The organism is Pseudomonas sp. GW821-FHT09A09, from assembly GCF_059418405.1.
In genome coordinates this window covers 45,494-68,240 of the sequence record NZ_JBWKPU010000030.1, presented here as the reverse complement: position 1 = coordinate 68,240, position 22,747 = coordinate 45,494, and the positions used below count along the sequence as shown (strand labels likewise).

Annotated in this window: 27 protein-coding genes and 1 tRNA gene; 6 read left to right on the top strand and 22 right to left on the bottom strand. The window is 58.9% G+C overall.

Annotated features, from left to right (window positions below):
• Nucleotide 1: 1 nt before the first annotated feature.
• From AC07OV_RS22960 to thrS, 12 genes are all read right to left on the bottom strand, one after another.
• The gene (locus tag AC07OV_RS22960) at nt 2-778 is read right to left on the bottom strand and encodes an amino acid ABC transporter permease (protein WP_176998767.1); all 777 of its coding nucleotides are present in this window, start codon (nt 776-778) and stop codon (nt 2-4) included.
• A gap of 11 nt (nt 779-789) precedes the next feature.
• Complete coding sequence (locus AC07OV_RS22955) at nt 790-1,596, bottom strand: ABC transporter substrate-binding protein (protein WP_494998549.1); 807 nt, start codon at nt 1,594-1,596, stop codon at nt 790-792.
• Nucleotides 1,597-1,673: 77 nt separating this feature from the next.
• Nucleotides 1,674-2,342 (bottom strand): GntR family transcriptional regulator, encoded by a 669-nt coding sequence (locus AC07OV_RS22950; protein ID WP_494998548.1) that lies wholly within the window; start codon nt 2,340-2,342, stop codon nt 1,674-1,676.
• 349 nt (nt 2,343-2,691) lie between these two features.
• Nucleotides 2,692-2,768 (bottom strand) — tRNA-Pro (locus tag AC07OV_RS22945).
• A 90-nt stretch (nt 2,769-2,858) separates the two neighbouring features.
• Nucleotides 2,859-3,215 (bottom strand): MerR family transcriptional regulator, encoded by a 357-nt coding sequence (locus AC07OV_RS22940; RefSeq protein ID WP_003174972.1) that lies wholly within the window; start codon nt 3,213-3,215, stop codon nt 2,859-2,861.
• Complete coding sequence (gene ihfA, locus AC07OV_RS22935) at nt 3,196-3,498, bottom strand: integration host factor subunit alpha (RefSeq protein ID WP_002553164.1); 303 nt, start codon at nt 3,496-3,498, stop codon at nt 3,196-3,198. Before ihfA ends, AC07OV_RS22940 begins: the two co-directional genes overlap by 20 nt.
• A 3-nt stretch (nt 3,499-3,501) precedes the next feature.
• A complete protein-coding gene (gene pheT / locus AC07OV_RS22930; protein WP_495093034.1) occupies nt 3,502-5,880 on the bottom strand; it encodes a phenylalanine--tRNA ligase subunit beta in 2,379 nt (792 codons plus the stop codon).
• Between the two features lie 26 nt (nt 5,881-5,906).
• Entirely contained in the window at nt 5,907-6,923 is a 1,017-nt protein-coding gene (gene pheS, locus AC07OV_RS22925; protein ID WP_495093033.1) for a phenylalanine--tRNA ligase subunit alpha, read from the bottom strand.
• Between the two features lie 109 nt (nt 6,924-7,032).
• On the bottom strand, nt 7,033-7,389 hold the full coding sequence (gene rplT / locus AC07OV_RS22920) for a 50S ribosomal protein L20 (protein WP_007913489.1): 357 nt from the start codon (nt 7,387-7,389) through the stop codon (nt 7,033-7,035).
• Between the two features lie 30 nt (nt 7,390-7,419).
• On the bottom strand, nt 7,420-7,614 hold the full coding sequence (gene rpmI, locus AC07OV_RS22915; protein ID WP_002553160.1) for a 50S ribosomal protein L35: 195 nt from the start codon (nt 7,612-7,614) through the stop codon (nt 7,420-7,422).
• 60 nt (nt 7,615-7,674) lie between these two features.
• Nucleotides 7,675-8,226, bottom strand: a complete 552-nt coding sequence (gene infC, locus AC07OV_RS22910) for a translation initiation factor IF-3 (RefSeq protein ID WP_169850653.1) — start codon at nt 8,224-8,226, stop codon at nt 7,675-7,677.
• Nucleotides 8,226-10,148, bottom strand: coding sequence for a threonine--tRNA ligase (thrS, locus tag AC07OV_RS22905; protein WP_494998530.1), 1,923 nt, complete (start codon nt 10,146-10,148; stop codon nt 8,226-8,228). Before thrS ends, infC begins: the two co-directional genes overlap by 1 nt.
• A 366-nt stretch (nt 10,149-10,514) precedes the next feature.
• Between thrS and AC07OV_RS22900 the strand changes: the two genes are divergently transcribed.
• On the top strand, nt 10,515-10,826 hold the full coding sequence (locus tag AC07OV_RS22900) for a hypothetical protein (RefSeq protein WP_494998529.1): 312 nt from the start codon (nt 10,515-10,517) through the stop codon (nt 10,824-10,826).
• A 292-nt stretch (nt 10,827-11,118) separates the two neighbouring features.
• Nucleotides 11,119-11,331, top strand: a complete 213-nt coding sequence (locus tag AC07OV_RS22895) for a cold-shock protein (protein WP_003234260.1) — start codon at nt 11,119-11,121, stop codon at nt 11,329-11,331.
• Between the two features lie 73 nt (nt 11,332-11,404).
• On the opposite strand, the gene AC07OV_RS22890 is transcribed toward AC07OV_RS22895, so the two are convergent.
• Both AC07OV_RS22890 and AC07OV_RS22885 read right to left on the bottom strand, forming a co-directional pair.
• Entirely contained in the window at nt 11,405-11,725 is a 321-nt protein-coding gene (locus AC07OV_RS22890; RefSeq protein WP_176998758.1) for an I78 family peptidase inhibitor, read from the bottom strand.
• Nucleotides 11,726-11,868: 143 nt separating this feature from the next.
• Complete coding sequence (locus AC07OV_RS22885) at nt 11,869-12,177, bottom strand: hypothetical protein (RefSeq protein WP_176998757.1); 309 nt, start codon at nt 12,175-12,177, stop codon at nt 11,869-11,871.
• A 156-nt stretch (nt 12,178-12,333) separates the two neighbouring features.
• Here AC07OV_RS22885 and AC07OV_RS22880 point away from each other — a divergent pair, with 156 nt between their 5' ends.
• Nucleotides 12,334-12,546: a hypothetical protein gene (locus AC07OV_RS22880; RefSeq protein WP_176998756.1), complete on the top strand. Its 213-nt coding sequence runs from the start codon at nt 12,334-12,336 to the stop codon at nt 12,544-12,546.
• A 33-nt stretch (nt 12,547-12,579) separates the two neighbouring features.
• On the opposite strand, the gene AC07OV_RS22875 is transcribed toward AC07OV_RS22880, so the two are convergent.
• The 7 genes from AC07OV_RS22875 to AC07OV_RS22845 are packed head-to-tail and all read right to left on the bottom strand — an operon-like array spanning nt 12,580 to nt 19,546.
• Entirely contained in the window at nt 12,580-13,608 is a 1,029-nt protein-coding gene (locus AC07OV_RS22875; RefSeq protein WP_176998755.1) for a nucleoside hydrolase, read from the bottom strand.
• A gap of 25 nt (nt 13,609-13,633) precedes the next feature.
• Nucleotides 13,634-14,038: a D-ribose pyranase gene (rbsD, locus tag AC07OV_RS22870; RefSeq protein ID WP_495093032.1), complete on the bottom strand. Its 405-nt coding sequence runs from the start codon at nt 14,036-14,038 to the stop codon at nt 13,634-13,636.
• A complete protein-coding gene (gene rbsK, locus AC07OV_RS22865; protein ID WP_495093031.1) occupies nt 14,035-14,952 on the bottom strand; it encodes a ribokinase in 918 nt (305 codons plus the stop codon). The genes rbsD and rbsK overlap by 4 nt, the downstream gene beginning before the upstream one ends.
• A gap of 23 nt (nt 14,953-14,975) precedes the next feature.
• The gene (locus AC07OV_RS22860; RefSeq protein WP_176998752.1) at nt 14,976-15,998 is read right to left on the bottom strand and encodes a LacI family DNA-binding transcriptional regulator; all 1,023 of its coding nucleotides are present in this window, start codon (nt 15,996-15,998) and stop codon (nt 14,976-14,978) included.
• A 3-nt stretch (nt 15,999-16,001) separates the two neighbouring features.
• On the bottom strand, nt 16,002-16,979 hold the full coding sequence (locus tag AC07OV_RS22855) for an ABC transporter permease (protein WP_176998751.1): 978 nt from the start codon (nt 16,977-16,979) through the stop codon (nt 16,002-16,004).
• Nucleotides 16,976-18,529 carry a sugar ABC transporter ATP-binding protein gene (locus tag AC07OV_RS22850; RefSeq protein ID WP_176998750.1) on the bottom strand — a complete coding sequence of 518 codons (1,554 nt, stop codon included), beginning with the start codon at nt 18,527-18,529 and terminating at the stop codon, nt 16,976-16,978. The genes AC07OV_RS22855 and AC07OV_RS22850 overlap by 4 nt, the downstream gene beginning before the upstream one ends.
• Nucleotides 18,530-18,586: 57 nt before the next feature.
• Nucleotides 18,587-19,546: a sugar ABC transporter substrate-binding protein gene (locus AC07OV_RS22845; RefSeq protein WP_176998749.1), complete on the bottom strand. Its 960-nt coding sequence runs from the start codon at nt 19,544-19,546 to the stop codon at nt 18,587-18,589.
• 555 nt (nt 19,547-20,101) lie between these two features.
• Here AC07OV_RS22845 and AC07OV_RS22840 point away from each other — a divergent pair.
• The 3 genes from AC07OV_RS22840 (at nt 20,102) to AC07OV_RS22830 (ending at nt 22,311) form a co-directional block, all read left to right on the top strand.
• Nucleotides 20,102-21,190 (top strand): asparaginase, encoded by a 1,089-nt coding sequence (locus AC07OV_RS22840; RefSeq protein ID WP_495093030.1) that lies wholly within the window; start codon nt 20,102-20,104, stop codon nt 21,188-21,190.
• A gap of 175 nt (nt 21,191-21,365) precedes the next feature.
• Nucleotides 21,366-21,617 (top strand): DUF1654 domain-containing protein, encoded by a 252-nt coding sequence (locus AC07OV_RS22835; protein ID WP_176998747.1) that lies wholly within the window; start codon nt 21,366-21,368, stop codon nt 21,615-21,617.
• 4 nt (nt 21,618-21,621) lie between these two features.
• Entirely contained in the window at nt 21,622-22,311 is a 690-nt protein-coding gene (locus AC07OV_RS22830; RefSeq protein WP_176998746.1) for an endonuclease, read from the top strand.
• 31 nt (nt 22,312-22,342) lie between these two features.
• Here AC07OV_RS22830 and AC07OV_RS22825 read toward each other — a convergent pair whose 3' ends face one another.
• Nucleotides 22,343-22,708 (bottom strand): SPOR domain-containing protein, encoded by a 366-nt coding sequence (locus AC07OV_RS22825; RefSeq protein ID WP_176998791.1) that lies wholly within the window; start codon nt 22,706-22,708, stop codon nt 22,343-22,345.
• Between the last annotated feature and the right edge of the window lie 39 nt (nt 22,709-22,747).

Genomic DNA, 22,747 nt, shown 5'->3' with positions numbered 1-22,747 from the left:
GTCAGCGTCCTCTCAGCAGTTTCAAGGTGCTGCGCCCGAACATGCGGCTGGACGCGGGAGGCGGTGCGGAAGGTCGGTCGGACTGGCCGAAACGCGCCTCCAGCCAACGCTGGAAGAAGCCCCAGAGCGTGGTGAGCATCAAGAAGTAGATCGCGACCACCAGGTACAACTCGAACACGCGGAACGTCGCCGAGGTGACCATCTGGGTGCTGAGCAGCAACTCCTGCACGCCGATCACGCTGACCAGGGTGGTGTTCTTGAGCATCACGTTGAACTCGTTGCCCAGAGGCGGCACGATCACGCGGAACGCCTGGGGCAGCACGATGCGTCGCATCAACTTGGCAAAGCCCATGCCCAGGGAGCGCCCGGCTTCGTACTGGCCCTTGTCCACGGCACCGATGCCAGCGCGGATGATCTCGGCCATGTACGCGCCTTCATTGAGGCCCAGAGCGATGATGGCCGCCTGGATATTGCCCGGCACGATCAGGCCGAACAGCTCGATGTCCTCAAAGCGAAAAATCCCGCCCGCCGCCAGCGCCGTGTACAGGAACACGATCTGCACCAGCAGTGGCGTGCCGCGCATCAACCACACATAAAAGCGTACCGGCAGGTGCAGCAGCGGGTTCTTCGACAGGCGCAACAGCGCCGCCGCCAAGCCCAGCACGCAACCCAGCAGCATCGCCGACACCGCGATCAGGCACGTCAGCCAGAGCCCGGTGAGGTACACCCCGCTGGGCTGCAACAGGTACTGCCAGAACACATCCCAATTGAAGTTCATGGCTGGAAACCTCAGTCGAGAGTGTCGCTGCTGACATGCCATTTATTCAGCAACGCCACGTAGCTGCCGTCGCTGCGCATGTCGCTGATCACCTGCTGCACGGCGGCAGTGAGTTGCGGATCGTCCTTGCGCATGCCCAGGCCCGTGAGGATGCGGCTGAAGGCGGGTACGCCTTCCTGGAACAGGTCGGGGGCCATGGCGGCGTAGTAACCGGCAGTTTCCACGGTGGTGCCGTAGGCGTCGACCTGGCTGATGCGCAGGGCCTGGAAGGCATCGGTGTCGGTGTTGTAGACCACCAGCTTCATCGGCGGCTTGCTGGCCTTGGTGAGGGTGTCGTTTTGCGCGTCGAGCAGGGTCTTGATGGTGGAGCCGTTGAGCACCGCGACCTTGTGCCCGGACAGATCATCCAGCGCCTTGATGCCTTTGGGGTTGCCCTTGGGCACCACCACCGACTGGCTGGAGTACATGTAGTTGACGATGTCGATCACCTGGCGCCGTTCGGGCTTGTCGAACAGTTGGTCGACGATCATGTCGCACTGCTGGGCGAGCAAGGCCGGCACCAGGCCGGAGAACGGAATCACCCGCCACTGCACTTGTTTGTCGCCCAGGCGCTTGGCGATTTCCAGGCCCAGGTCGACGGTGAGCCCGCGCGGTTTCTGCGCTTCATCGAAGGACACGAGGGGCGGTGAATCCATCCCCGAGCAGTAGACGAGTTTGTCGGCGTTCTTCAAGCGCTCCGGCACCTGGGGCGCAGCAGAGGCCCATTGGGTACAGATGCCGAGGGAGACAGCCACCAGCAAGGCGCGGCGTTTATGCATGACCAGACACTCCAGTTCGTTGGTTAACGGGGCAGGACTCAAAGTCAAAACACGGGTGGGCTTGGGCCCACCTCTGATTATTTTTCCGACTGCAAAAACTGGATCAGCGCCGGCACGGTGCCTTCGATGTGTTCGCGCACCACGGCTTCGGCGCGAGCGGCATCACCGGCGCGGATCGCATCAAGGATCACCGCGTGTTCTTCGCGGGCGCTGAGGGGTTTGTCACCGTGTTGCAGCCACAGGCGCATGGGCGCTTCCACCAGCGAGTACAGCGCCGAGATCTGCTTCATCAAGCGCGGACGGCCGCTGAGGCTGCACAGGTATTCGTGGAAGGCGCGGTGGCGGCCGACCCAGGCGGCGCTTTCGTCGCGGTAATCGTCCATCTCGTCGAGCATGCGTTCCAGTGCGGCCAATTGGCGCTCGCCGATCCGGCTGACGGCCACACGTACTGCCAGGCCCTCGAGGGCGCTGCGCATCTCGAAGACTTCGTGCAACTCGTCGATATCCAGACCGCTGACGACGGCGCCGCGGTTGGGCCTGAGGGTGACCAGACCCTGGGCATCCAGGCGGCGAAAGGCTTCGCGCACCGGCATGCGGCTCATGCCTATTTCACTGGCGATGTCTTCGGCAATCAGCCGGTCGCCCTTGCGGTAGCGGCCACTGCAAATGGCATCAAGCAGGAAGTTGTAGGCCTCCTCCTCGGCGGTAAGGGGCTGGCGGTCAACGTAAGCGGGGGCAAATTGCATCGGCAGCACCTTTTGTATTTTTGTATCCAATTATCCATGGATGCAAAAAAGCAGGATGCGTGCCAATTGGATGGGTGGTGAGGCAAGTGGTTGATTTGGATGGAATAGAAAAGATTTTCGGCTGATGGGGCGGAAGGCGGGCGTAGGAATCTGCTACCAAATGGCTCAGAAGATGCCCCATTGGTGGGCGGAGGTAACATGCCGGTCTATTGGTTTAGAATCACCGCATACCGCCGAAAACGCCGCGCCCACTCGGATACCGCGAAGAAAGGCCGGTAGTTCCTACTTTTGATAGCGCCAGAAACGAAAAAAGGGACCCAGTACACTGTACTGGATCCCCTTCAGAATATGGTCGGGACGGAGTGATTCGAACACTCGACCCCTAGCACCCCATGCTAGTGCGCTACCGGACTGCGCTACGCCCCGACTAGGCGTGTTACTGGGTTCGCTTCTTGAGGAAGCGAACCGGAATATACCGCAAGCTTTTGAAATGTGGAAGTATTTTAAAAGCTGGAATTACTTCTTCAGCACCACCAGCACATCTTCGAGTTCGGAGATCATCTGGCGGATCAGCTGCTTGTATTGGGTGGTGTCGTCTTTGGCTTCATCACCGGACATACGCTGGCGCGCGCCGCTGATGGTGAACCCCTGGTCGTACAGCAACGCACGGATCTGCCGGATCATCAGCACATCCTGGCGCTGATAATACCGACGGTTCCCGGTGCGTTTGACGGGGTTGAGTTGAGGAAACTCCTGCTCCCAATAGCGCAGCACGTGCGGCTTGACCGCACAGAGCTCGCTGACTTCACCAATGGTGAAGTAGCGTTTGCCTGGGATGACGGGTAGCTCGTCGTTATGACTTGGTTCCAGCATAAGCCTCAACTCGGGCCTTCAACTTCTGCCCTGGACGAAAGGTGACCACACGGCGAGCCGTGATCGGGATTTCTTCTCCCGTTTTTGGATTGCGGCCAGGCCGCTGGCGTTTGTCCCGCAGGTCAAAATTGCCGAAACCGGACAATTTGACCTGCTCGTTGTCTTCCAGAGCGTGTCTGATCTCTTCAAAAAACAGCTCGACCAATTCCTTGGCCTCGCGCTTGTTCAGACCCAGCTCTTCGTACAGACGTTCCGCCATCTCAGCTTTCGTCAAAGCCCCCATACGTCACTTCCTTAACGTGGCGTTCAACCTTTGTTCGAGCGAGGTGAGGATATTTTGTGTCGTGGTATTCACCTCATCGTCATTAAGAGTGCGCGATGGATGCTGCCAGGTCAAGCCAACTGCAAGGCTTTTTCTATGCGGATCAATGCCTTTACCCTGATAGACGTCAAATAGCCTGAGGTCTGTCAGCCATTCCCCTGCATTTTCACGGATTACATCCAGAACGGCAGTGGCGGCCACTTCACGATCGGCAATCAGCGCGAGGTCACGACGCACTTCAGGGAAGCGCGACAACTCGCTGAATTTAGGCATCTTGCCCGACGCGACTTCAGCCAAGACTAGCTCAAAAACAAAGACCGGACGGTCCAGGCCGAGGGTTTTCGACAGCTCAGGGTGAATGGCGCCGACGAAGCCCACCAAACGACCTTCACGTTCGATACGTGCAGTCTGGCCCGGGTGCAACGCCGGGTGGCTGCCAGGCAGGAAGGTGAAGTCATCCAAGGCACCGGCAAAGCCCAATACCGCCTCCACGTCTGCCTTGACGTCGAAGAAGTCCACGGTTTCGCGACCCTGCGCCCAGCCTTCCGGCAGGCGGCTGCCGCACACCACACCGGCCAGCATCGGCTCTTGCTTGAGGCCGTCCAATTGACCGACAAAACGCAGGCCGCTTTCGAACATGCGCACGCGGTCTTGCTGACGGTTCAGGTTGTGGGACAACGCCTTCACCAAGCCTGGCCACAGCGACGAACGCATGGCAGCCATGTCATTGGAGATCGGGTTGGCCAGCAACAGCGGCTCGACGCCCGGGTTGAACAGTTCGAACTGCTTCGGATCGATGAAGCTGTAGGTCACCGCTTCCTGGTAACCACGAGCCACCAGCAGGCGACGCAGCTCAGGCAGGTGCGCACGCGCCTCGGCCTTGGGTTGCGGGGCCAGGCGCGCTTGCGGGTAACGAACCGGCAGGCGGTTGTAGCCATACAGGCGGGCCAGTTCTTCGATCAAGTCGACTTCCAGGCTGATATCGAAGCGATGGCTTGGCACTTCAACGTGCCACTGCCCTTCCCCGCCGGCGGTGATACCCAGGCCGAGGGCGGACAACAGTTGCTCGATTTCAGCCGGCTCAATCACCAGGCCGAGCATTTGCTCAACGCTTTTGGCACGCAGGGTGATCGGCGCAACGGACGGCAGGTGCTGCTCGCTGACGGTTTCAGTGATCGGGCCGGCTTCGCCACCGGTGATTTCCAGCAGCAGGCCAGTGGCACGCTCCATGGCTTCACGGGCCAGCTTCCAGTCCACGCCACGCTCGTAGCGGTGCGACGCATCGGTGTGCAGGCCGTAGGAGCGGGCCTTGCCAGCGATGGCGATCTGGTCGAAGAACGCACTTTCAAGGAAAACGTCACGAGTGGTGTCAGACACGCCACTGTGCTCGCCACCCATCACGCCGGCAATCGCCAGGGCACGGGAATGGTCAGCAATGACCAGGGTGTCGGCGCGCAGGCTGACTTCCTGGCCATCAAGCAGAACAAGCTTTTCGCCCTCTTCAGCCATGCGCACGCGGATGCCACCTTTGATTTCGGCGAGATCGAAAGCGTGCAGCGGCTGACCCAGCTCCAGCATCACGTAGTTAGTGATGTCGACAGCTGCATCGATGCTGCGCACGTCAGCGCGACGCAGACGCTCAACCATCCACAGCGGGGTTGGCTTGGACAGGTCGACGTTACGGATCACACGACCCAGGTAACGTGGGCAGGCGTTTGGCGCCAGCACTTCAATCGGGCGTACTTCGTCGTGCACCGCAGGCACGGCAGCAACGACCGGGCGGGTGACCGGGGCGTTGTACAGCGCGCCCACTTCACGGGCCAAGCCGGCCAGGGACAGGCAGTCGCCACGGTTCGGGGTCAGGTCGACCTCGATACTGGCGTCTTCCAGGTCCAGGTAAACGCGGATGTCCTGGCCCACGGGCGCGTCGGCCGGCAGTTCCATCAGGCCATCGTTGCCCTCACCCACTTGCAGCTCGGCCTGGGAGCACAGCATGCCGTTGGACTCAACACCACGCAGCTTGGCTTTCTTGATCTTGAAGTCGCCTGGCAACTCGGCACCGATCATGGCGAATGGGATCTTCAGGCCGGGGCGCACGTTGGGCGCTCCGCACACGACCTGGAAGGTTTCCGCGCCATTGCTGACCTGGCACACACGCAACTTATCGGCATCGGGGTGTTGCTCGGTGCTCAGCACCTCGCCAACCACGACGCCATTGAAAACACCGGCGGCCGGAGTAACGCTATCGACCTCAAGACCGGCCATCGACAGACGAGCGACCAGCTCGTCGCGGCCTACCTGCGGGCTTACCCAGCCACGCAGCCATTGTTCACTGAATTTCATCCTGCTCTCCTAAAGGTTCGTTACGACTAGCGAAATTGCGCGAGGAACCGCAAGTCGTTGTCGAAGAACAGACGCAAGTCGTTCACGCCGTAACGCAGCATGGCCAGACGCTCAACGCCCATGCCGAAGGCAAAGCCCGAGAATTCTTCCGGGTCGATCCCGGACATGCGCAGCACGTTCGGGTGAACCATGCCGCAGCCCATCACTTCCAGCCAGCCGGTTTGCTTGCACACGCGGCAGCCTTTGCCACTGCACATCACGCATTCCATATCCACTTCAGCGGATGGCTCGGTGAACGGGAAGAACGATGGACGGAAACGCACCGCCAGCTCTTTCTCGAAGAACACACGAAGAAACTCTTCGATGGTGCCCTTGAGGTCGGCGAAGTTGATGTCGCAATCAACCAGCAGGCCTTCGACCTGGTGGAACATCGGCGAGTGGGTGATATCGGAGTCGCTGCGGTACACACGGCCTGGGCAGACGATGCGGATCGGCGGCTTGTTCGCTTCCATGGTGCGGACCTGTACTGGCGAGGTATGGGTGCGCAACAGCATGTTCGCGTTGAAATAGAAGGTGTCGTGCATCGACCGGGCCGGGTGGTGGCCTGGGATGTTGAGCGCCTCGAAGTTGTGATAGTCGTCTTCGACCTCTGGGCCTTCGGCAATGCCGTAGCCAATGTGGGTGAAGAACTGCTCGATACGTTCCAGAGTCCGGGTGATCGGATGCAGGCCGCCCGAGGCCTGGCCACGGCCAGGCAGGGTTACGTCAATGGACTCGGCGGCGAGTTTGGCCGCTAGATCAGCCTCCTCCATTGTCGCCTTGCGCGCATTGAGAACCTCTGTGACACGCTCCTTGGCGACGTTGATCAGCGCACCGACTTGCGGACGCTCTTCAGCCGGCAAATTCCCCAGGGTCTTCATCACCTGAGTCAATTCACCCTTTTTGCCAAGGTAGTGAACCCGGATTTGCTCCAGGGCATTGATATCTTCAGCGCTTTGCACAGCCTCAAGAGCTTGAGCGACGAGCGCGTCCAGGTTTTCCATGTACAGACTCCAGATACAAAATAGGGGAAGAGCTTGAAGGCTCTTCCCCTATTTATGACGTTTACCACCCTGGGCTGCAGGAGCAACCCAGAATGACTGTCGGGGGTACTTAAGCCAAGGTGGCTTTAGCTTTCTCGACAATCGCGGCAAACACCGCTTTTTCGTTCACTGCCAGATCAGCCAGAACCTTACGGTCGATCTCGATGGACGCTTTTTTCAGGCCAGCGATGAAACGGCTGTAGGACAGACCGTTAACACGTGCACCAGCGTTGATACGAGCGATCCACAGAGCGCGGAACTGACGTTTTTTCTGACGACGGTCACGGTAGGCGTATTGGCCTGCCTTGATTACCGCTTGCTTGGCAACACGGAATACGCGTGAACGCGCGCCGTAGTAGCCTTTAGCAAGTTTCAGAATTTTTTTGTGACGTTTACGGGCAATGACGCCACGCTTTACACGAGCCATGAGTTACTTCCTCTATTCTTGATCCAAAAATTAACGAAGGCGCAGCATGCGCTCGACTTTTGCCACGTCAGACGGATGCAGCAAGCTGCTACCGCGCAGTTGACGCTTACGCTTGGTCGACATTTTGGTCAGGATGTGGCTCTTGAAAGCGTGCTTGTGCTTGATACCGTTAGCAGTTTTCAGAAACCGCTTAGCAGCACCACTTTTAGTCTTCATCTTTGGCATGTTCGGATACTCCGCATTCAGTTGATAAACATAATCAGAAGGCCTGCCGTGCCCTGTTGATTACTTCTTCTTTTTCGGGGCGATGACCATGATCAGCTGGCGTCCTTCCATCTTAGGATGCTGCTCGACGGAACCGTACTCCAGCAGGTCAGCTTCAACCCGCTTGAGGAGTTCCATCCCCAGCTCCTGGTGGGCCATCTCACGGCCGCGGAATCGCAAGGATACCTTGGCCCTGTCCCCATCACTCAGGAAACGTACCAGGTTGCGCAGTTTTACCTGGTAATCCCCTTCCTCCGTCCCTGGACGAAACTTGATTTCTTTTACTTGAATCTGCTTTTGGTTCTTCTTCGCCGCAGCAATCTGCTTCTTCTTTTCGAAGATCGACTTGCCGTAGTCCATCACCCGGCAAACAGGCGGGACTGCGTCGGCGGAGATTTCCACCAGGTCCAACTTGGACTCTTCAGCGATACGAAGCGCTTCATCAATCGAGACGATGCCAATCTGCTCGCCGTCAGCGCCAATTAACCGAACCTCGCGTGCCGAGATATTCTCGTTGATCGGGGCTTTCGGTGCAGCTCGTTTATCTTGTCTCATTTCACGCTTAATAATAATTACTCCGAATCTGGGCGACCACGCCGGGAAACCGCTTGCGCGAGGAACTCAGCGAACTGGGCGACGGGCATCGAGCCCAGGTCAGCACCTTCACGAGTACGCACAGCGACAGTCTGCATCTCGACTTCCCGATCTCCGATAACCAAAAGATAGGGAACCTTGAGCAAAGTATGCTCGCGGATTTTAAAGCCGATCTTTTCATTTCTCAAGTCGGACTTGGCACGAAACCCGCTTTCGTTGAGAGTTTTTTCAACTTCAGCGGCAAAATCTGCCTGTTTATCAGTGATATTCATGATCACTGCCTGGGTCGGAGCCAGCCACGCAGGGAATGCACCCTCGTAGTGCTCGATCAGGATCCCGACGAACCGTTCGAACGAACCGAGGATCGCCCGGTGCAGCATAACCGGGTGTTTGCGGCTGTTGTCTTCGGACACGTATTCGGCGCCCAGACGGATCGGCAGGTTAAAATCGAGCTGCAGGGTACCACACTGCCAGACACGGCCAAGGCAATCTTTCAGCGAGAACTCGATCTTCGGACCGTAGAAAGCACCCTCGCCTGGCTGCAGGTCGTACGCAAGGCCCGCGCTGTCGAGCGCCGCGGCTAGTGCCGATTCGGCGCGATCCCACAGCTCGTCGGAACCGACGCGTTTTTCCGGACGAGTGGACAGCTTCATTTCGACTTCGGTAAAGCCGAAATCGCGATAGACATCCATGGTCAGCTTGATGAACGCGGCGGATTCGGCCTGCATCTGCTCTTCGGTGCAGAAGATGTGGGCGTCATCCTGGGTGAAGCCACGCACGCGCATGATGCCGTGCAGCGCACCCGATGGCTCGTTACGGTGGCAGGCACCGAACTCGGCCAGGCGCATCGGCAACTCGCGATAGCTCTTCAGACCCTGGTTGAACACCTGCACGTGGCAAGGGCAGTTCATGGGCTTGATGGCGTAGTCGCGGTTTTCCGACTGGGTGGTGAACATGTTGTCGGCGTAGTTGGCCCAGTGCCCGGATTTCTCCCACAGGCTACGGTCAACGACTTGCGGAGTCTTGATCTCCAGGTAGCCGTTGTCGCGCTGAACCTTGCGCATGTACTGCTCAAGCACCTGGTACAGGGTCCAGCCGTTCGGGTGCCAGAACACCATGCCCGGCGCTTCTTCCTGGAGGTGGAACAGGTTCAGGCGCTTGCCAATCTTGCGGTGGTCGCGCTTTTCAGCTTCTTCGATGCGCTGGATGTAGGCGGCCAGCTGCTTCTTGTCAGCCCAGGCGGTACCGTAGATGCGCTGCAGTTGCTCGTTTTTCGCATCGCCACGCCAATAGGCGCCGGACAGCTTGGTCAGCTTGAACGACTTGAGGAAACGCGTGTTCGGCACGTGCGGGCCACGGCACATGTCGACATATTCTTCGTGGTAGTACAGGCCCATGGCCTGCTCGTCCGGCATGTCTTCCACCAGGCGCAGCTTGTAGTCTTCGCCACGGGCGGTAAACACGTCGATTACGTCGGCGCGCGGCGTGACTTTCTTGATCACGTCGTAATCTTTTTCGATCAGCTGATGCATGCGCTGTTCGATCGCGGCCAGGTCGTCCGGTGTGAAAGGACGTTCATAGGCGATGTCGTAATAGAAGCCTTCTTCGATGACCGGGCCGATCACCATTTTCGCGGTCGGATACAGCTGCTTGACCGCGTGGCCAATCAGGTGAGCGCAAGAGTGACGAATGATCTCCAGCCCCTCCTGGTCCTTGGGCGTGATGATCTGCAGGCTGGCATCGGTGGTGATCAGGTCGCTGGCATCGACCAGCTTGCCGTCGACCTTGCCGGCCACGGTGGCTTTGGCCAGGCCTGCACCGATGGATGCGGCGACATCGGCTACGGAAACCGAATGATCGAATGAACGTTGACTGCCGTCGGGAAGAGTAATAGTTGGCATGGCGCCTCCTCTCCTAGTGGTGACCCCTACCAAAGGTCACGTGGGTTGGGATGAGCCAGTACAAGATCCAATACCAGGCCGTTCAGTGATGAACGCCTGCCTTACAGCGGCAGGAGCCTTTCGGCCAACCGATAATCGAACCAGAGTGACTGGAGTGAGCTAAAAAGAACATGGCAAGGCGGCAAATGGCGCGCCTGGAAATAGCCAGGTCGACGATGCTAGCACAGATGAACGGTCGTCGCGCCGGCGCGGCTTCATGTAATGAAAAATTCCGGGCTTTGCTGCTGCAAAAGTGAACTTGAGCTGTACGCACTACCTCAAACCCACTGAGAATTGCTGTCCGTCTTCGACCCAAAGGAGCATCCCATGATGCGTTTTACCTCGACACTCGCTCTCGCCGCCTCCCTGACACTGATGTCCCTCGGCGCACAAGCAGCCGCTCCATCGAACTGGCCTGCCGGCGCCCGCGATAGCTTCGTCAAAGATTGCAGCGCAGCAGCCCAGCAGAACGTCGACGCCAAAACCGCCAAAGACCATTGCGAATGTGGCGCCGACAAGATCAATGCCGAGCTGACCACGGCGGAAATCACAGAGCTCATGAAAAACCCGAATGCCAGCCCTGCACTTAAAAACAAAGCGGTTGCGGCGATTTCGTCCTGCAAAGTCGTGAAAAAATAGTCAGCCATACCCGTGCTCAGACGGTCAATTTGTTGAAAAAACAGCCTGAAAATTGCCTTATCTCACAAATTACGCAGCTTTTACGGCTTTTTTTAACAGCTGATATTTCGCGCCAAAGCCCCGTAGATCGGGGCTTTCAGCCGACCGAAGCACTAAACGCAACGCTATTGATTAGCAAACAATGCCTTGGGGGGGCTCCCAAGCCGAACATTTCGACTATGATAGCCCGGTGTGCCCAGTTGGCCTGAGCAGCACAGCACTACTGAAAATATATGTTTCTTGGAGATACACCATGTCTAATCGCCAAACCGGCACCGTTAAATGGTTCAACGATGAAAAAGGCTTCGGCTTCATCACTCCTCAAGGTGGCGGTGACGACCTGTTCGTACACTTCAAAGCTATCGAAAGCGACGGTTTCAAAAGCCTGAAAGAAGGCCAAACCGTTTCCTTCGTGGCTGAGAAAGGCCAAAAGGGTATGCAAGCTGCACAGGTTCGCGGCGAGTAATTCTCCGCTGAGCTAAAAAAACCCCGTCCATGTGGCGGGGTTTTTTATGGGCGCTGTAAAAGCCTTGAAGCGATCAGCCGCAATTGACCCGCGTGATCACCAGGTTGTCGTCGGTGTTCAGGTTCAGGCGATCGGAGCGGTATTCCAGAGTAATCATGTCGTTTGGCTTGAGAATCCGTGCGTTCTGCGCACCGGCACGGGTACGGGCCTGCTCCAGCAACTGGGGCGAGGCTTTCTGGCCGATTGCGAACTCGGCGGCTTTCGACTCACAGCGGGTATGAGTGACGTCAGCGGCGGCGGTTGCTTTGCCTGGCTCAGAGGCACCCGGGGTGCTGCAACCCGCCAACGCGAGTGCTGCCAACAAAGTACCGAATGATGCGAGCTTCCAAGGCATGAAGCCTCCTATGATAAAAATGGACAGAGATCGTGCGACAGCGATATGGCGGATTGGTTTCAAGACGTAAACCGCCGGAGGGCAAGTCTGCCCTACTCTTGCGCGGCATTCGCCCGAGCAATCGTCACCAGATATGAACGTACTCAGTAGATATCGATGTAGTCGGACGAAGGTTTTGGCCAGTTCTGCGTAAGCGCATTCAGGATCTGGGTCACCCAGACTTCATCGCTGGCAGCCACGTTGCCGACGTAGCCTGAGCCCTTGGCCCAGGTCTCCAGGCGAAACAGCAACCCTTCGATCTCGACACCACCCACCGCCCTGCCAGAAGAGATATAAGCGATCCCGGCCTTGGTCACCCGCAATTGGGCATGTTCATCGTCACTGGCACTGGCAATCAACTGGCGCACGGCGGCCAGGTTCAGGTTGTCGGGGTTGTTCAAATCGATCTGCACGCGTTCATTCCCGGCAATTAAACAGGGAGACAGTGTCGCACAGCCCTTCGCTCATGCCTAAGTAGCAGTGCCAAACGCGGCGCAAAATGGTTAACTGCGCCGGCAAGAACCGCGTTCCAGCGCATTACCCAGTACTTTCAACACCGCGAGACAGCCATGAGCACTGTAACCCTCCAAGCCGATATCAAAGCCAAGTGGCCTCAGGGACAAAGTTCCTACAGCCCCGGAAGCCCCGAAGAATTGGCAATCATCGGTATCGACCTGCTGGTCAAGGAATTGGGCACCCAAGCGGCGCAAGCCTTTATCGGTCAGGTATTCGAAAAATACCCGGCCGATCACATGGGTGCACACGACCCCGAGCGGGAATAAGAACCGGTCGACGAGCGCCGACCGGCAAACACCTTACTTCAAGCGTGCCAGGCGCTCAGTCAGCAGATCGAAGAAGCCCTGGGCGTCGCCGTTCTCGACCCAAAACACATTCTTTTCCTGCTTCAGGCCGTCGTACCAGTCGACGATGGTCTGACCGAAAGTCGGGCCTTCGCGGCTATCGACCACCATATTGGCCTGACGGCCGCTGAACAGTGAAGGCTTGAGCAGATAAGCAATCACCGTGGCATCGTGCACCGGGCCACCGGGGATGCCGTAGTGCTCCATATCGCCTTTGACGTATTCGTTAAGGATATTGCTGACGACTTTGCTCGCGTTGTTGTTGAGGTCTGCGATCTTTTTCAAACGCGTTTCGCTGGTCAGGACTTTGTGGGTCACGTCCAGCGGCAGGTAGGTCAACTTGACGCCACTCTTGAGCACGATCTCGGCCGCAACCGGGTCGGCGAACAGATTGAATTCGGCCACCGGCGTAATGTTGCCGCCATTGAAGTGCGCACCGCCCATCACCACGACCTCCTTGATGCCTTGGGTGATTTCCGGCGCCTGGGTCAATGCCAGCGCCAGGTTGGTTTGCGGACCGAGCATAGCGATGGTGATGCTATGGGGCTTGGCGGTGCTCAAGGTCTTGATCAGGTAATCAACCGCATTGCCTTCGGCCAGGCCCTTTTTCGGCTCATGCACGGTGACGCCGGAGATGCCTTCCTTGCCGTGGATATTCTCGGCATAGATCGGCGTGCGCAGCAGCGGCTTGGGTGCGCCGGCATACACCGGAATATCTTCGCGCCCTGCCCACTCACGGGCCAGCCGTGCGTTGCGGGAGGTCTTGTCCAGGCGCACATTGCCGGCGACAGTGGTCAGCGCTCGAATGTGCAACTCCTCCGGAGAAGCCATGGCAAACAGCAAGGCTACTACGTCATCAGCACCGGGGTCGGTGTCGATGATCAGGTCGATTTTTTCCGCCGCATGGGCGCTGGCTGCGGTGAGTGCGGACAAGAGCAGGACACTCCGGAACAGGTTTTTCAGGGTGGGTAGACCACGTTGCATGAAACACTCCTTGTCATTGGGAACGCTAGAAAGTTACGCCGGACACCAGCGCGATGTTGCAATAAGGCTGGCACTCGCCCGTGCGCACGACGGCGCGAGCCTTGCGGCTCAGTTGCTTGAATTCTTCATGGCTGACCAGACGGCGCTCGCCCAGGGCCGCCTGCTCGGTCAGGGTATTAAGGGCCGCCAACGCCGGTGGCTGCTTGAGCAGGATCTCCTCGGCCAGCACGTGGCTTTCCACCTGCATCTCGCTGAGCACAATGCGCAAGGTGCTGATGAAGTCCGGAATGCCTCGGGTCAGCGCCAGGTCGATCAGCTCGACGCCAGGCGGTACCGGCAAGCCGGCATCACCGATCACCAGTACATCGCCGTGACCCAGGGACGCGATGACGCGTGACAGTGCAATATTGAGGAGCGGTGTCTTTTTCATGAGGGCACAAAACCTTGAACGTCGTGCAGCGTGGGAATAGAGGGCTGCGCACCGGCACGTGTCACTGACAGCGCCGCTGCCACTTGGCCAAATCGGATAGCCTCGGCTTCGCTCTTGCCATTGGCCAGCGCCGCAGCAAAGCCTCCGACAAAGGTGTCACCGGCCGCCGTGGTATCCACAGCCTTGACCTTTGGCGCCACCAGGTGTTCGAAGCCCTTGCCATCGGCAAACAGCGCGCCTTGGGCACCCAGGGTGATGATGACTTTGCCGGCGCCGGCCTTGATTAATTGTGTCGCGGCAACCTGGGCACTTTCGAGAGAGTCCACCGTCACGCCACTGAGGGCCGTGGCTTCGCTCTCATTGGGGATCAGGTAGTCGATCGCGGCATACCAGTCGCCCGGCAACGGGCCGCTGGCCGGTGCCGGGTTCAGGATGACGACCTTGCCCAGCTCACGCCCGCGCTTGAGCGCATGGCCAACGGTGGCCATCGGCACTTCAAGCTGGCAGATGATCACATCGGCCGCCTGCAGAACGGCGTCAGAGGCTTGCAGTGACGCAGGTGTCAGCTCGCCGTTGCTGCCGGCCACGATCACGATTGCGTTCTGGCTGCTGTCGTCCACCACTATCAATGCCACGCCGCTGGATCCCTCTACCGTGGCGACGGCCTGGCAATCAATGCCTTCCACCAGCAATGCATCACGCAACTGGGTGCCGTAGGCGTCAGTGCCCACGCGACCAACCATCGCCACCTCGGCACCCAGGCGCGCTGCCGCCACCGCTTGGTTGGCACCCTTGCCGCCAGACACCGTGGTGAACGTCTGGCCGATCAGGGTTTCACCGGCACGCGGCAACCGGCTGGCACGGGTCACCAGGTCCATGTTCAAGCTGCCTATTACCACTACTTTTGCGGGCATACATCAGTACTCATCAATTCGGTTCAGCGGTATTGGGCGAAGACCCCGGCAAAAGGTGCCGTGGACTCTCGCAACACAATACTCGGCGTCACGATGCGTTGATCGATCGGCAGTTGGGGGGTTGCAATTCGTTGCAGCAAAAGCTCGGCCGCCGTCTCGCCCAGCTGCACGATCGACTGCCCGACCGTGGTCAGCGCCGGGTACACGTAGCGGCCCATTTGGATATCATCGAAACCGATCACCGACAGTTCGCCCGGCACGCGGATGTTGCGCTCGGCCGCCGCGCGTAACACGCCGAAGCCAATCATGTCGTTGCTGGCGAAGATCGCGCTGGGCGGGTTCTGCGCCAACAGCTTCACCGCTGCGGCATAACCACCGGTGCTGGTGAAATCGCTTTCTTCGGTGCGTCCCGCTGCCACTTCTACACCTGCCTCACGCAGGGCGCGGTGATAGCCCGCCAGACGCATCTGCGCCACGCGGGTATGCCCAGGGCCGCCAATGCAGGCAATGTCCCGGTGACCAAGTTCCAGTAAATGTTTAGTCGCCAGGTAGGCACCCTCTTCGTGGTCGATGCGCACCAGGTCGACATCAATACCGTCCAGTGCCCGATCGACAATCACCATCGGCGTGCGCACCGCGCTCAAGCCGGCCGCGAGGCCGCTGTCGTCACCGCCCACCGAGGTCACGATCAAGCCGTCGATGCGTTTCTCCAACAACACGCGCAGATAATTGCGCTGCTTTTCAGCATTGTCGTCGGAGTTGCAGAGGATGACGCAGTAGCCATTACGCTCGCAGTAATCCTCAATGCCCCGCGCCAGCTCCGCAAAATACGGGTTGAGGCTGTTGGGCACCAACAGACCGATGGTGGCGGTGGTCTTGGCCTTGAGCGAGCGTGCAACAGCACTCGGTACATAGTCCAGCTGCTTGATCGCCGCCTCGACCTTGATCCGCACAGGCTCGCTGACCGGGCGCGTCTTGTTCACCACATGGGACACCGTGGTGTAGGAAATACCTGCAAGCGCTGCCACATCCTTGATCGTTGCCATGGTTCAGCCTCGCCGACTGGCGCGCTGGCTGCGGTAGGTATCGAGGACCACGGCGATCACGATCACGGCACCGGTAATGATGCGCTTTGTGGGCTCCGTGGCACCAATCTGCGCCAGTCCAGCTGCCAGTACCGAAATAATCAACACACCAAAGAAGGTACTGATGACCGAACCGCGCCCGCCCATCAGGCTGGTGCCGCCGATCACCACGGCGGCGATCACCTGCAGCTCGAGGCCGGAGCCGGCATTCGGATCAGCCGCTTCGAGCCGTGAAATCTGGAACAGTGCCGCCACGCCTGCCAACAGGCCCATCAGGCTGAACACCAGGATCTTGTAGGGCTTGGGATTGATCCCCGCCAGGCGCACGGCCTCTTCGTTGGTACCGATGCCAATCAGGTAACGACCGAATACGGTACGGGTCAACACCAACTGGGCCGCGATGATCACCAGCAGCGCAATGATAAACGATGGCGAAATGCCGAACGCCACCGGGTTCGATAGCCAGGCGAAGGAATCACCGATGTACGCTGTGCGCGAGCCCGTCATTTGGTAAGCGACACCACGAGCCATTTCCAGCACGCCGAGTGACACGATAAACGACGGAATCCGCCACGCCACGGTGATCGAACCGGTGATAGTGCCAGCCAATGCCGCACAGCCCATGCCGAGCACAGCGGCCGGCAATACGCTCCAGCCCCAGCCCAGGATCGCCACGCTGACCGCCGACGCAGCCAGTGCCAGCACTGAGCCTACCGACAGGTCGATGCCACCGATGATGAGGATGAACGTCATGCCCACCGCCAACACCATCAGGTCAGGGATCTGGTTGGCGAGGGTGCTGAAGGTGTCATAGGACAGGAAGTGATCGCTGAGCACCGAGAACAGCGCAATCATCGCCAGCAACGCACCCGCCAGCCCAAGATAAGTGCCCAGACCGTAGAAATTGCCGCCGGTTTTACCAGGGGAAGTTGTTGTTTTCATGGGGTATCCCTAAGCACTGCGTCGTTGAGCAGCGCATCACGTTTCTGATAGCCGGCAAAGGCGGCGGCGAGCAATTCATCCTGGGTCCAGCTGTCGCGCTCGAATGTCTCGATCAAGCGCCCGGCCGAGAGCACACCGATGCGATCGCAGATCAGCATCAGCTCACGCAGGTCACTGGACACCACCACCAGCGCTTTGCCCTGGCGAGTCAGTTCGCCGAGCAAGGCATAAATGTCGAACTTGGCGCCCACGTCGATGCCGCGGGTCGGCTCGTCGAACAGCATCACCGCACAATCACGCTCCAGCCAACGGCCAATCACGACTTTCTGCTGGTTACCACCGGACAACTCGGACACCAGTTGTGCCGGGCTGGAACTGCGGATGCGCATGGCGTCGATCTGGCGCTTGGCCAGGGCCGTTTCGTCACGCGCATTCACCACGCCACCACCGGAGATTTCCGGCATGTTACCCAGGGCGATGTTGGCACTGATGGATTGAGTCAGCAGCAGGCCTTCGCCCTTGCGGTCTTCGGTGATCAACGCGATGCCATGCCCGACCGCATCCACTGGAGAACGGATGCTCACCACCTGGGCCGGCGAGCCCAGCGCAACGGTGCCACTGTCTGCCAGGTCAGCGCCGAAGATCAGGCGCAGCAATTCGGTACGGCCAGCGCCGATCAGGCCGGAAATGCCGTAGATCTCGCCAGCACGCACTTCAAAGGACACATCGCGGACCTTGTCCGAACGCGTCAGGCCCTTCACCGTCAGGGCGGGACCGCCGATTGTGCGCGGGCCCAGGTCGATCTGCTCACCCAACTCGCGACCGACCATCAAGGTGACCAGTTGCTCGCTGTTGTAGTTGGCCATCGGCTCGACACAGACCAGCTTGCCATCACGCAATACCGCAATGCGCTGGGCGACACGGGCCAGCTCTTCGAGCCGGTGCGAAATATAAATGATCGCCACGCCGCGGGCCTGCAGACGGGTGATTTGTTCAAACAGCATCTCGACTTCACGGGCGGTCAACATCGCCGTGGGTTCGTCGAGGATCAGCACATGGCAATCGCCAATCAGGTTGCGGGCGATTTCCACCATCTGCTGGTGGCCGATACCCAGGGTGCCAACGAGGGTGTCCGGGTCGATCGCGTCCAGGCCGACCTGGGCCATGGCCTCGATCGCCGCCTTGCGCAGTTGCTTGCGGCTGATCCAGCCACAGTGGCTGGGCAGGTTGTCCAGGAACAGGTTCTCAGCCACGGTCAGGGTCGGCAGCAGGTTGAGTTCCTGCATGACCATGCGCACGCCCAGCTCTTCAGCCTGGGTGCGGCTGCCCGGACGGAAGTCCTGGCCATTGAACTGCATGTGCCCGGTGGTGGGCGTGACCAGCCCGCCGATGATCTTCGACAAGGTACTTTTACCAGCGCCGTTTTCACCGGTCAGCGCCAGCACTTCCCCACGGTTGAGCGTGAGTGTGATGTCGGACAGAACCGGCTGGGCATAGGTCTTGCCGATACCGCTGACCGAGAGGACAGCGTTCGGGGCGGAAGATGACATAGGAAAATCTCCAGGCGCCCGCTCAGGACAAGCGGGCGCTGTTGGGTGCTGCAAGGATTACTTCTTGAGGACGAGTTCGACCGGGGTTTCGATCACGCCGTCTTTGGCATCGACTTTCTCACCCTTGACCAGCTTGAGTGCGTTCTGGATACCGAACACGGCCTGCTGGGCAGCGGCCTGGTCGGCAGTGGCCAACACGCGGCCGTCCTGAAGCATCGGCTTGATGGCTTCGATGTTGTCGTAGCCCACCACCAGCACTTTGCCCGCTTTACCTGCCGCACGTACGGCGGAGACGGCGCCCAGGGCCATGTTGTCGTTACCGGCCAACAAGGCCTTGAGGTCCGGGTATTCGCTCAGCATGGCGGACGCCACTTTCTGGCCCTGGTCGATTTCCCAGTTACCCGACTGGGTGGAGACGATCTTCATCCCGGCAGCGTCCATCGCATCCTTGTAGCCTGCGGTACGTTGCTGGGCGTTGGTGGTGGTCGGAACGCCTTCGATGATGCCGACCTTGTCACCCGAAGCCAGTTGCTTGGCCAGGTAATCGCCGACCAGCTTGGAACCTTTGCGGTTGTCCGGGCCTACGAACGGGATGTCGAGGTTTTTGCTTTTCAGCACGTCCGGGTCAAGACGGTTGTCGATGTTGACGACCTTGATGCCGGCGTCCGAGGCTTTCTTCAGCACGGTAACCAGTGCCTTGGAGTCAGCAGGGGCGATCACAATCGCATTGACCTTGGCGAGGATCATCTGGTTGACGATATCGATCTGCGCGCTGGTATCGGTTTCGTTCTTGATCCCGTTGGTGATCATGTCGAAATCGGCGGCATGTTCTTTCTGATACGTCTTGGCACCGTCTTGCATGGTGACAAAGAATTCGTTGGCGAGGGATTTCATGACAAGGCCGACCTTGGGTTTGGCGGCAGCGTCATCGGCAAATGCAGAGGAGAGCGGCAGGGCAGCGGATGCGGCAGCAAGCACAGCGACAGCAAGAAGACGTCCAGCAAATGGCAGCTTCATGGGTTCACTCCGATCTTATGATTATTGTGAGCAACGCTTGCACCGAAGAACGCTTCGGCAGCCGGCCCACCCGGGTGGCTGATACGAGCTGTCACGATACTTCAAGGCGTGCATCGTGAAACATCTCGCAAACGTTTGCGTTACACCAAACTATGAGAACCTTGTCGAGATTTGTCAACGGGAGAAAACAGCCTTTCATCCACGCCCTCCCTCCCCTGTCCCAGGGGCCCATGGTTGATCCTGTTAAACATTCAACTGCTTGGGTCGTTCTCTAAAACGACAGGCGGCGCTGCCGGCTCCTGCCGCTGACCGAGCACGCTTTCGGACAACCGAACGCCAGCCCACCCCAACGTTCGGAAAGCCGGACACCCACTCAACTGAAAAACCCTACAACCAAAAATAAACTGATTAAAATCAATAAGTTAATTTACAACCGCAGACACAATCAGCCTGGTACAAATCCTGCTCTTACCCTGCACCTCGAGGCATTCAGAATCGCCCGAGTGTTCTAGATGAACCTGCACCAGCACTCATCAAAAACCAGAGAGAAAAATAATGAAATCTGCACTGAAAAACTTTGTTCCGGGCGCGTTAGCCCTCCTGCTGCTGTTCCCCCTTGCCGCCCAGGCAAAGGAAGCTGAAACCAAAACCAAACTCTCCAACGTCGTCATCCTTGCCACCGGCGGCACCATCGCCGGCGCTGGCGCCAGCGCGGCCAACAGTGCCACCTACCAGGCGGCCAAGGTTGGTATCGAACAATTGATCGCCGGTGTTCCTGAGCTTAGCCAGATCGCCAACGTTCGCGGCGAGCAAGTGATGCAAATTGCATCTGAAAGCATCAACAACGAAAACCTGCTGCAACTGGGTCGCCGCGTAGCCGAACTGGCCGACAGCAAGGACGTGGACGGTATCGTGATCACCCACGGCACCGACACCCTGGAAGAAACCGCCTACTTTCTGAACCTGGTCGAAAAAACCGACAAGCCAATCGTGGTCGTAGGTTCGATGCGCCCAGGCACCGCCATGTCGGCTGACGGCATGCTCAACCTGTACAACGCCGTGGCCGTCGCCGGCAGTAAAGACGCGCGTGGCAAAGGCGTGCTGGTCACCATGAACGACGAGATCCAGTCGGGTCGTGACGTCAGCAAGATGATCAACATCAAGACCGAAGCGTTCAAGAGCCCATGGGGCCCGCTGGGCATGGTGGTCGAAGGCAAATCCTACTGGTTCCGCCTGCCTGCCAAGCGTCACACCATGGATTCCGAATTCGACATCAAGAACATCAAGAGCCTGCCCGATGTTGAAATCGCCTACGGCTACGGCAACGTGAGCGACACCGCCGTCAAGGCCCTGGCCCAGGCTGGCGCGAAAGCCATCATCCATGCCGGCACCGGCAACGGCTCGGTCTCGTCCAAAGTCGTACCGGCCCTGCAGGAACTGCGCAAGCAAGGCGTGCAGATCATCCGTTCTTCCCACGTGAATGCCGGCGGTTTCGTTCTGCGTAACGCTGAACAGCCTGACGACAAGTACGACTGGGTTGCCGCCCATGACCTGAACCCGCAAAAAGCGCGGATCCTGGCCATGGTTGCCCTGACCAAGACCCAGGACAGCAAAGAGCTGCAACGGATGTTCTGGGAATATTGATTCCTGGCTGCATCTCGGCACGGGCGGCTTGTCCGCCCTTGCCACCTTTCAGATACGCCCCGCCTGCATGAATTCGCCCAGACAGCTGTCAGACCTAACTCCTGAAGTTTAAGCAGTTGCGAAATTGCCCACAGTTAAATACTGTATGCACGTACAGCTTACTAAGGAATTCTCCGTGGCAACGTCCTCTTCCGCACTGCCGACTCCACCTGATGCCTACGAGCGCCTGGCCATTCGGGTGCAAAAGATCATCAACTCGACCAACGCACAGAAAGCCAAGGCCGCCCTGATCTTCCGTTTGCCGGATGAGCCGGTGGACGAATGGGAGCGTCTGCTGGAAGAAATTGCGGAAAACGATAACGTCACCCTCGCCTACCGGGATGACGGCGGCGTGCAGATTTTCTGGGTTGTGCCGAAGGAAGATTGATTCAATGAGTGTCCGTTTTACCGCTGTGGTTTGCTTGTTCTTTGCCGTCACCGCCCATGCCCAGGCGCCCCGAACCTTCAGCGAAGCCAAGAAGGTCGCCTGGAAACTCTACGCCCCACAATCCACTGAGTTTTACTGCGGCTGCAAATACAACGGTAATCGGGTAGACCTGAAAGCCTGTGGTTACGTCCCGCGCAAAAACGCCAGCCGCGCCGCTCGTATCGAGTGGGAACACATCGTCCCGGCCTGGCAGATCGGCCATCAACGCCAGTGCTGGCAAGCTGGAGGACGCAAGAACTGCACGCGCCACGATGACGTGTTCAAGCGCGCCGAGGCCGACCTGCACAACCTGGTGCCCAGCATTGGCGAGGTGAACGGCGACCGTAACAACTTCAGTTTTGGCTGGCTGCCGGTGCAAAGCGGGCAGTATGGTTCATGCCTGACCCAGGTGGACTTCAAGGCCAAGAAGGTGATGCCGCGCCCTTCCATTCGGGGCATGATCGCCCGCACTTACTTCTACATGAGCAAGCAATACGGTTTGCGCCTGTCCAAACAGGACCGCCAACTGTATGAGGCCTGGAACAAGACCTACCCGGTGCAACCCTGGGAGCGCCAGCGCAATCAGACCGTGGCCTGTGTGATGGGGCGCGGCAACGAATTTGTCGGCCCGGTGAACCTCAAGGCCTGCGGCTGAAAGGGGGCGGGTAACCCGCCCAGCCTTCCGATTACTGCGCGGTCTTGTGTTCGATGACCTGCGACTCGGTATCGTTTTTCTTGGCGCGGGCCAGTTTCTCGGTCAACAGCGCCTGCTTGGCTTCCGCCTCGGCCTTGCTGGCGAACGGTCCCAGCAATACCTGGTCCTTGCCGTCTTCCTTCACGATATAAAAATTGAAACCATGTTCCAGCAGCCAGGCGGTCAGGTCGGTGAGCGCCTGCAACTTGTGATCCGGCGGGCCCACCCACACATCCCATTCCTGGGCAGCAATTGCGCCGGTTTGTGGCTGGCTTTCGGTCACGGCAGGCTTGGCCTTGGGGGCGTCGACGCTTTTGCCTTCACCGCAACCGGCCAAGGCCAACACCGCAATTGCCATCGCTACTTTACGCACTGCCCTGCTCCTTTAAGGATAAAG

Excerpts from the sequence above, each read along its gene's own strand:
- AC07OV_RS22960 (WP_176998767.1), bottom strand. The coding sequence starts at position 778 with ATGAACTTCAATTGGGATGTGTTCTGGCAGTACCTGTTGCAGCCCAGC.
- AC07OV_RS22955 (WP_494998549.1), bottom strand. The coding sequence starts at position 1,596 with ATGCATAAACGCCGCGCCTTGCTGGTGGCTGTCTCCCTCGGCATCTGT.
- AC07OV_RS22950 (WP_494998548.1), bottom strand. The coding sequence starts at position 2,342 with ATGCAATTTGCCCCCGCTTACGTTGACCGCCAGCCCCTTACCGCCGAG.
- AC07OV_RS22940 (WP_003174972.1), bottom strand. The coding sequence starts at position 3,215 with ATGCTGGAACCAAGTCATAACGACGAGCTACCCGTCATCCCAGGCAAA.
- ihfA (WP_002553164.1), bottom strand. The coding sequence starts at position 3,498 with ATGGGGGCTTTGACGAAAGCTGAGATGGCGGAACGTCTGTACGAAGAG.
- pheT (WP_495093034.1), bottom strand. The coding sequence starts at position 5,880 with ATGAAATTCAGTGAACAATGGCTGCGTGGCTGGGTAAGCCCGCAGGTA.
- pheS (WP_495093033.1), bottom strand. The coding sequence starts at position 6,923 with ATGGAAAACCTGGACGCGCTCGTCGCTCAAGCTCTTGAGGCTGTGCAA.
- rplT (WP_007913489.1), bottom strand. The coding sequence starts at position 7,389 with ATGGCTCGTGTAAAGCGTGGCGTCATTGCCCGTAAACGTCACAAAAAA.
- rpmI (WP_002553160.1), bottom strand. The coding sequence starts at position 7,614 with ATGCCAAAGATGAAGACTAAAAGTGGTGCTGCTAAGCGGTTTCTGAAA.
- thrS (WP_494998530.1), bottom strand. The coding sequence starts at position 10,148 with ATGCCAACTATTACTCTTCCCGACGGCAGTCAACGTTCATTCGATCAT.
- AC07OV_RS22900 (WP_494998529.1), top strand. The coding sequence starts at position 10,515 with ATGATGCGTTTTACCTCGACACTCGCTCTCGCCGCCTCCCTGACACTG.
- AC07OV_RS22895 (WP_003234260.1), top strand. The coding sequence starts at position 11,119 with ATGTCTAATCGCCAAACCGGCACCGTTAAATGGTTCAACGATGAAAAA.
- AC07OV_RS22890 (WP_176998758.1), bottom strand. The coding sequence starts at position 11,725 with ATGCCTTGGAAGCTCGCATCATTCGGTACTTTGTTGGCAGCACTCGCG.
- AC07OV_RS22880 (WP_176998756.1), top strand. The coding sequence starts at position 12,334 with ATGAGCACTGTAACCCTCCAAGCCGATATCAAAGCCAAGTGGCCTCAG.
- AC07OV_RS22875 (WP_176998755.1), bottom strand. The coding sequence starts at position 13,608 with ATGCAACGTGGTCTACCCACCCTGAAAAACCTGTTCCGGAGTGTCCTG.
- rbsD (WP_495093032.1), bottom strand. The coding sequence starts at position 14,038 with ATGAAAAAGACACCGCTCCTCAATATTGCACTGTCACGCGTCATCGCG.
- rbsK (WP_495093031.1), bottom strand. The coding sequence starts at position 14,952 with ATGCCCGCAAAAGTAGTGGTAATAGGCAGCTTGAACATGGACCTGGTG.
- AC07OV_RS22860 (WP_176998752.1), bottom strand. The coding sequence starts at position 15,998 with ATGGCAACGATCAAGGATGTGGCAGCGCTTGCAGGTATTTCCTACACC.
- AC07OV_RS22855 (WP_176998751.1), bottom strand. The coding sequence starts at position 16,979 with ATGAAAACAACAACTTCCCCTGGTAAAACCGGCGGCAATTTCTACGGT.
- AC07OV_RS22850 (WP_176998750.1), bottom strand. The coding sequence starts at position 18,529 with ATGTCATCTTCCGCCCCGAACGCTGTCCTCTCGGTCAGCGGTATCGGC.
- AC07OV_RS22845 (WP_176998749.1), bottom strand. The coding sequence starts at position 19,546 with ATGAAGCTGCCATTTGCTGGACGTCTTCTTGCTGTCGCTGTGCTTGCT.
- AC07OV_RS22840 (WP_495093030.1), top strand. The coding sequence starts at position 20,102 with ATGAAATCTGCACTGAAAAACTTTGTTCCGGGCGCGTTAGCCCTCCTG.
- AC07OV_RS22830 (WP_176998746.1), top strand. The coding sequence starts at position 21,622 with ATGAGTGTCCGTTTTACCGCTGTGGTTTGCTTGTTCTTTGCCGTCACC.
- AC07OV_RS22825 (WP_176998791.1), bottom strand. The coding sequence starts at position 22,708 with ATGGCAATTGCGGTGTTGGCCTTGGCCGGTTGCGGTGAAGGCAAAAGC.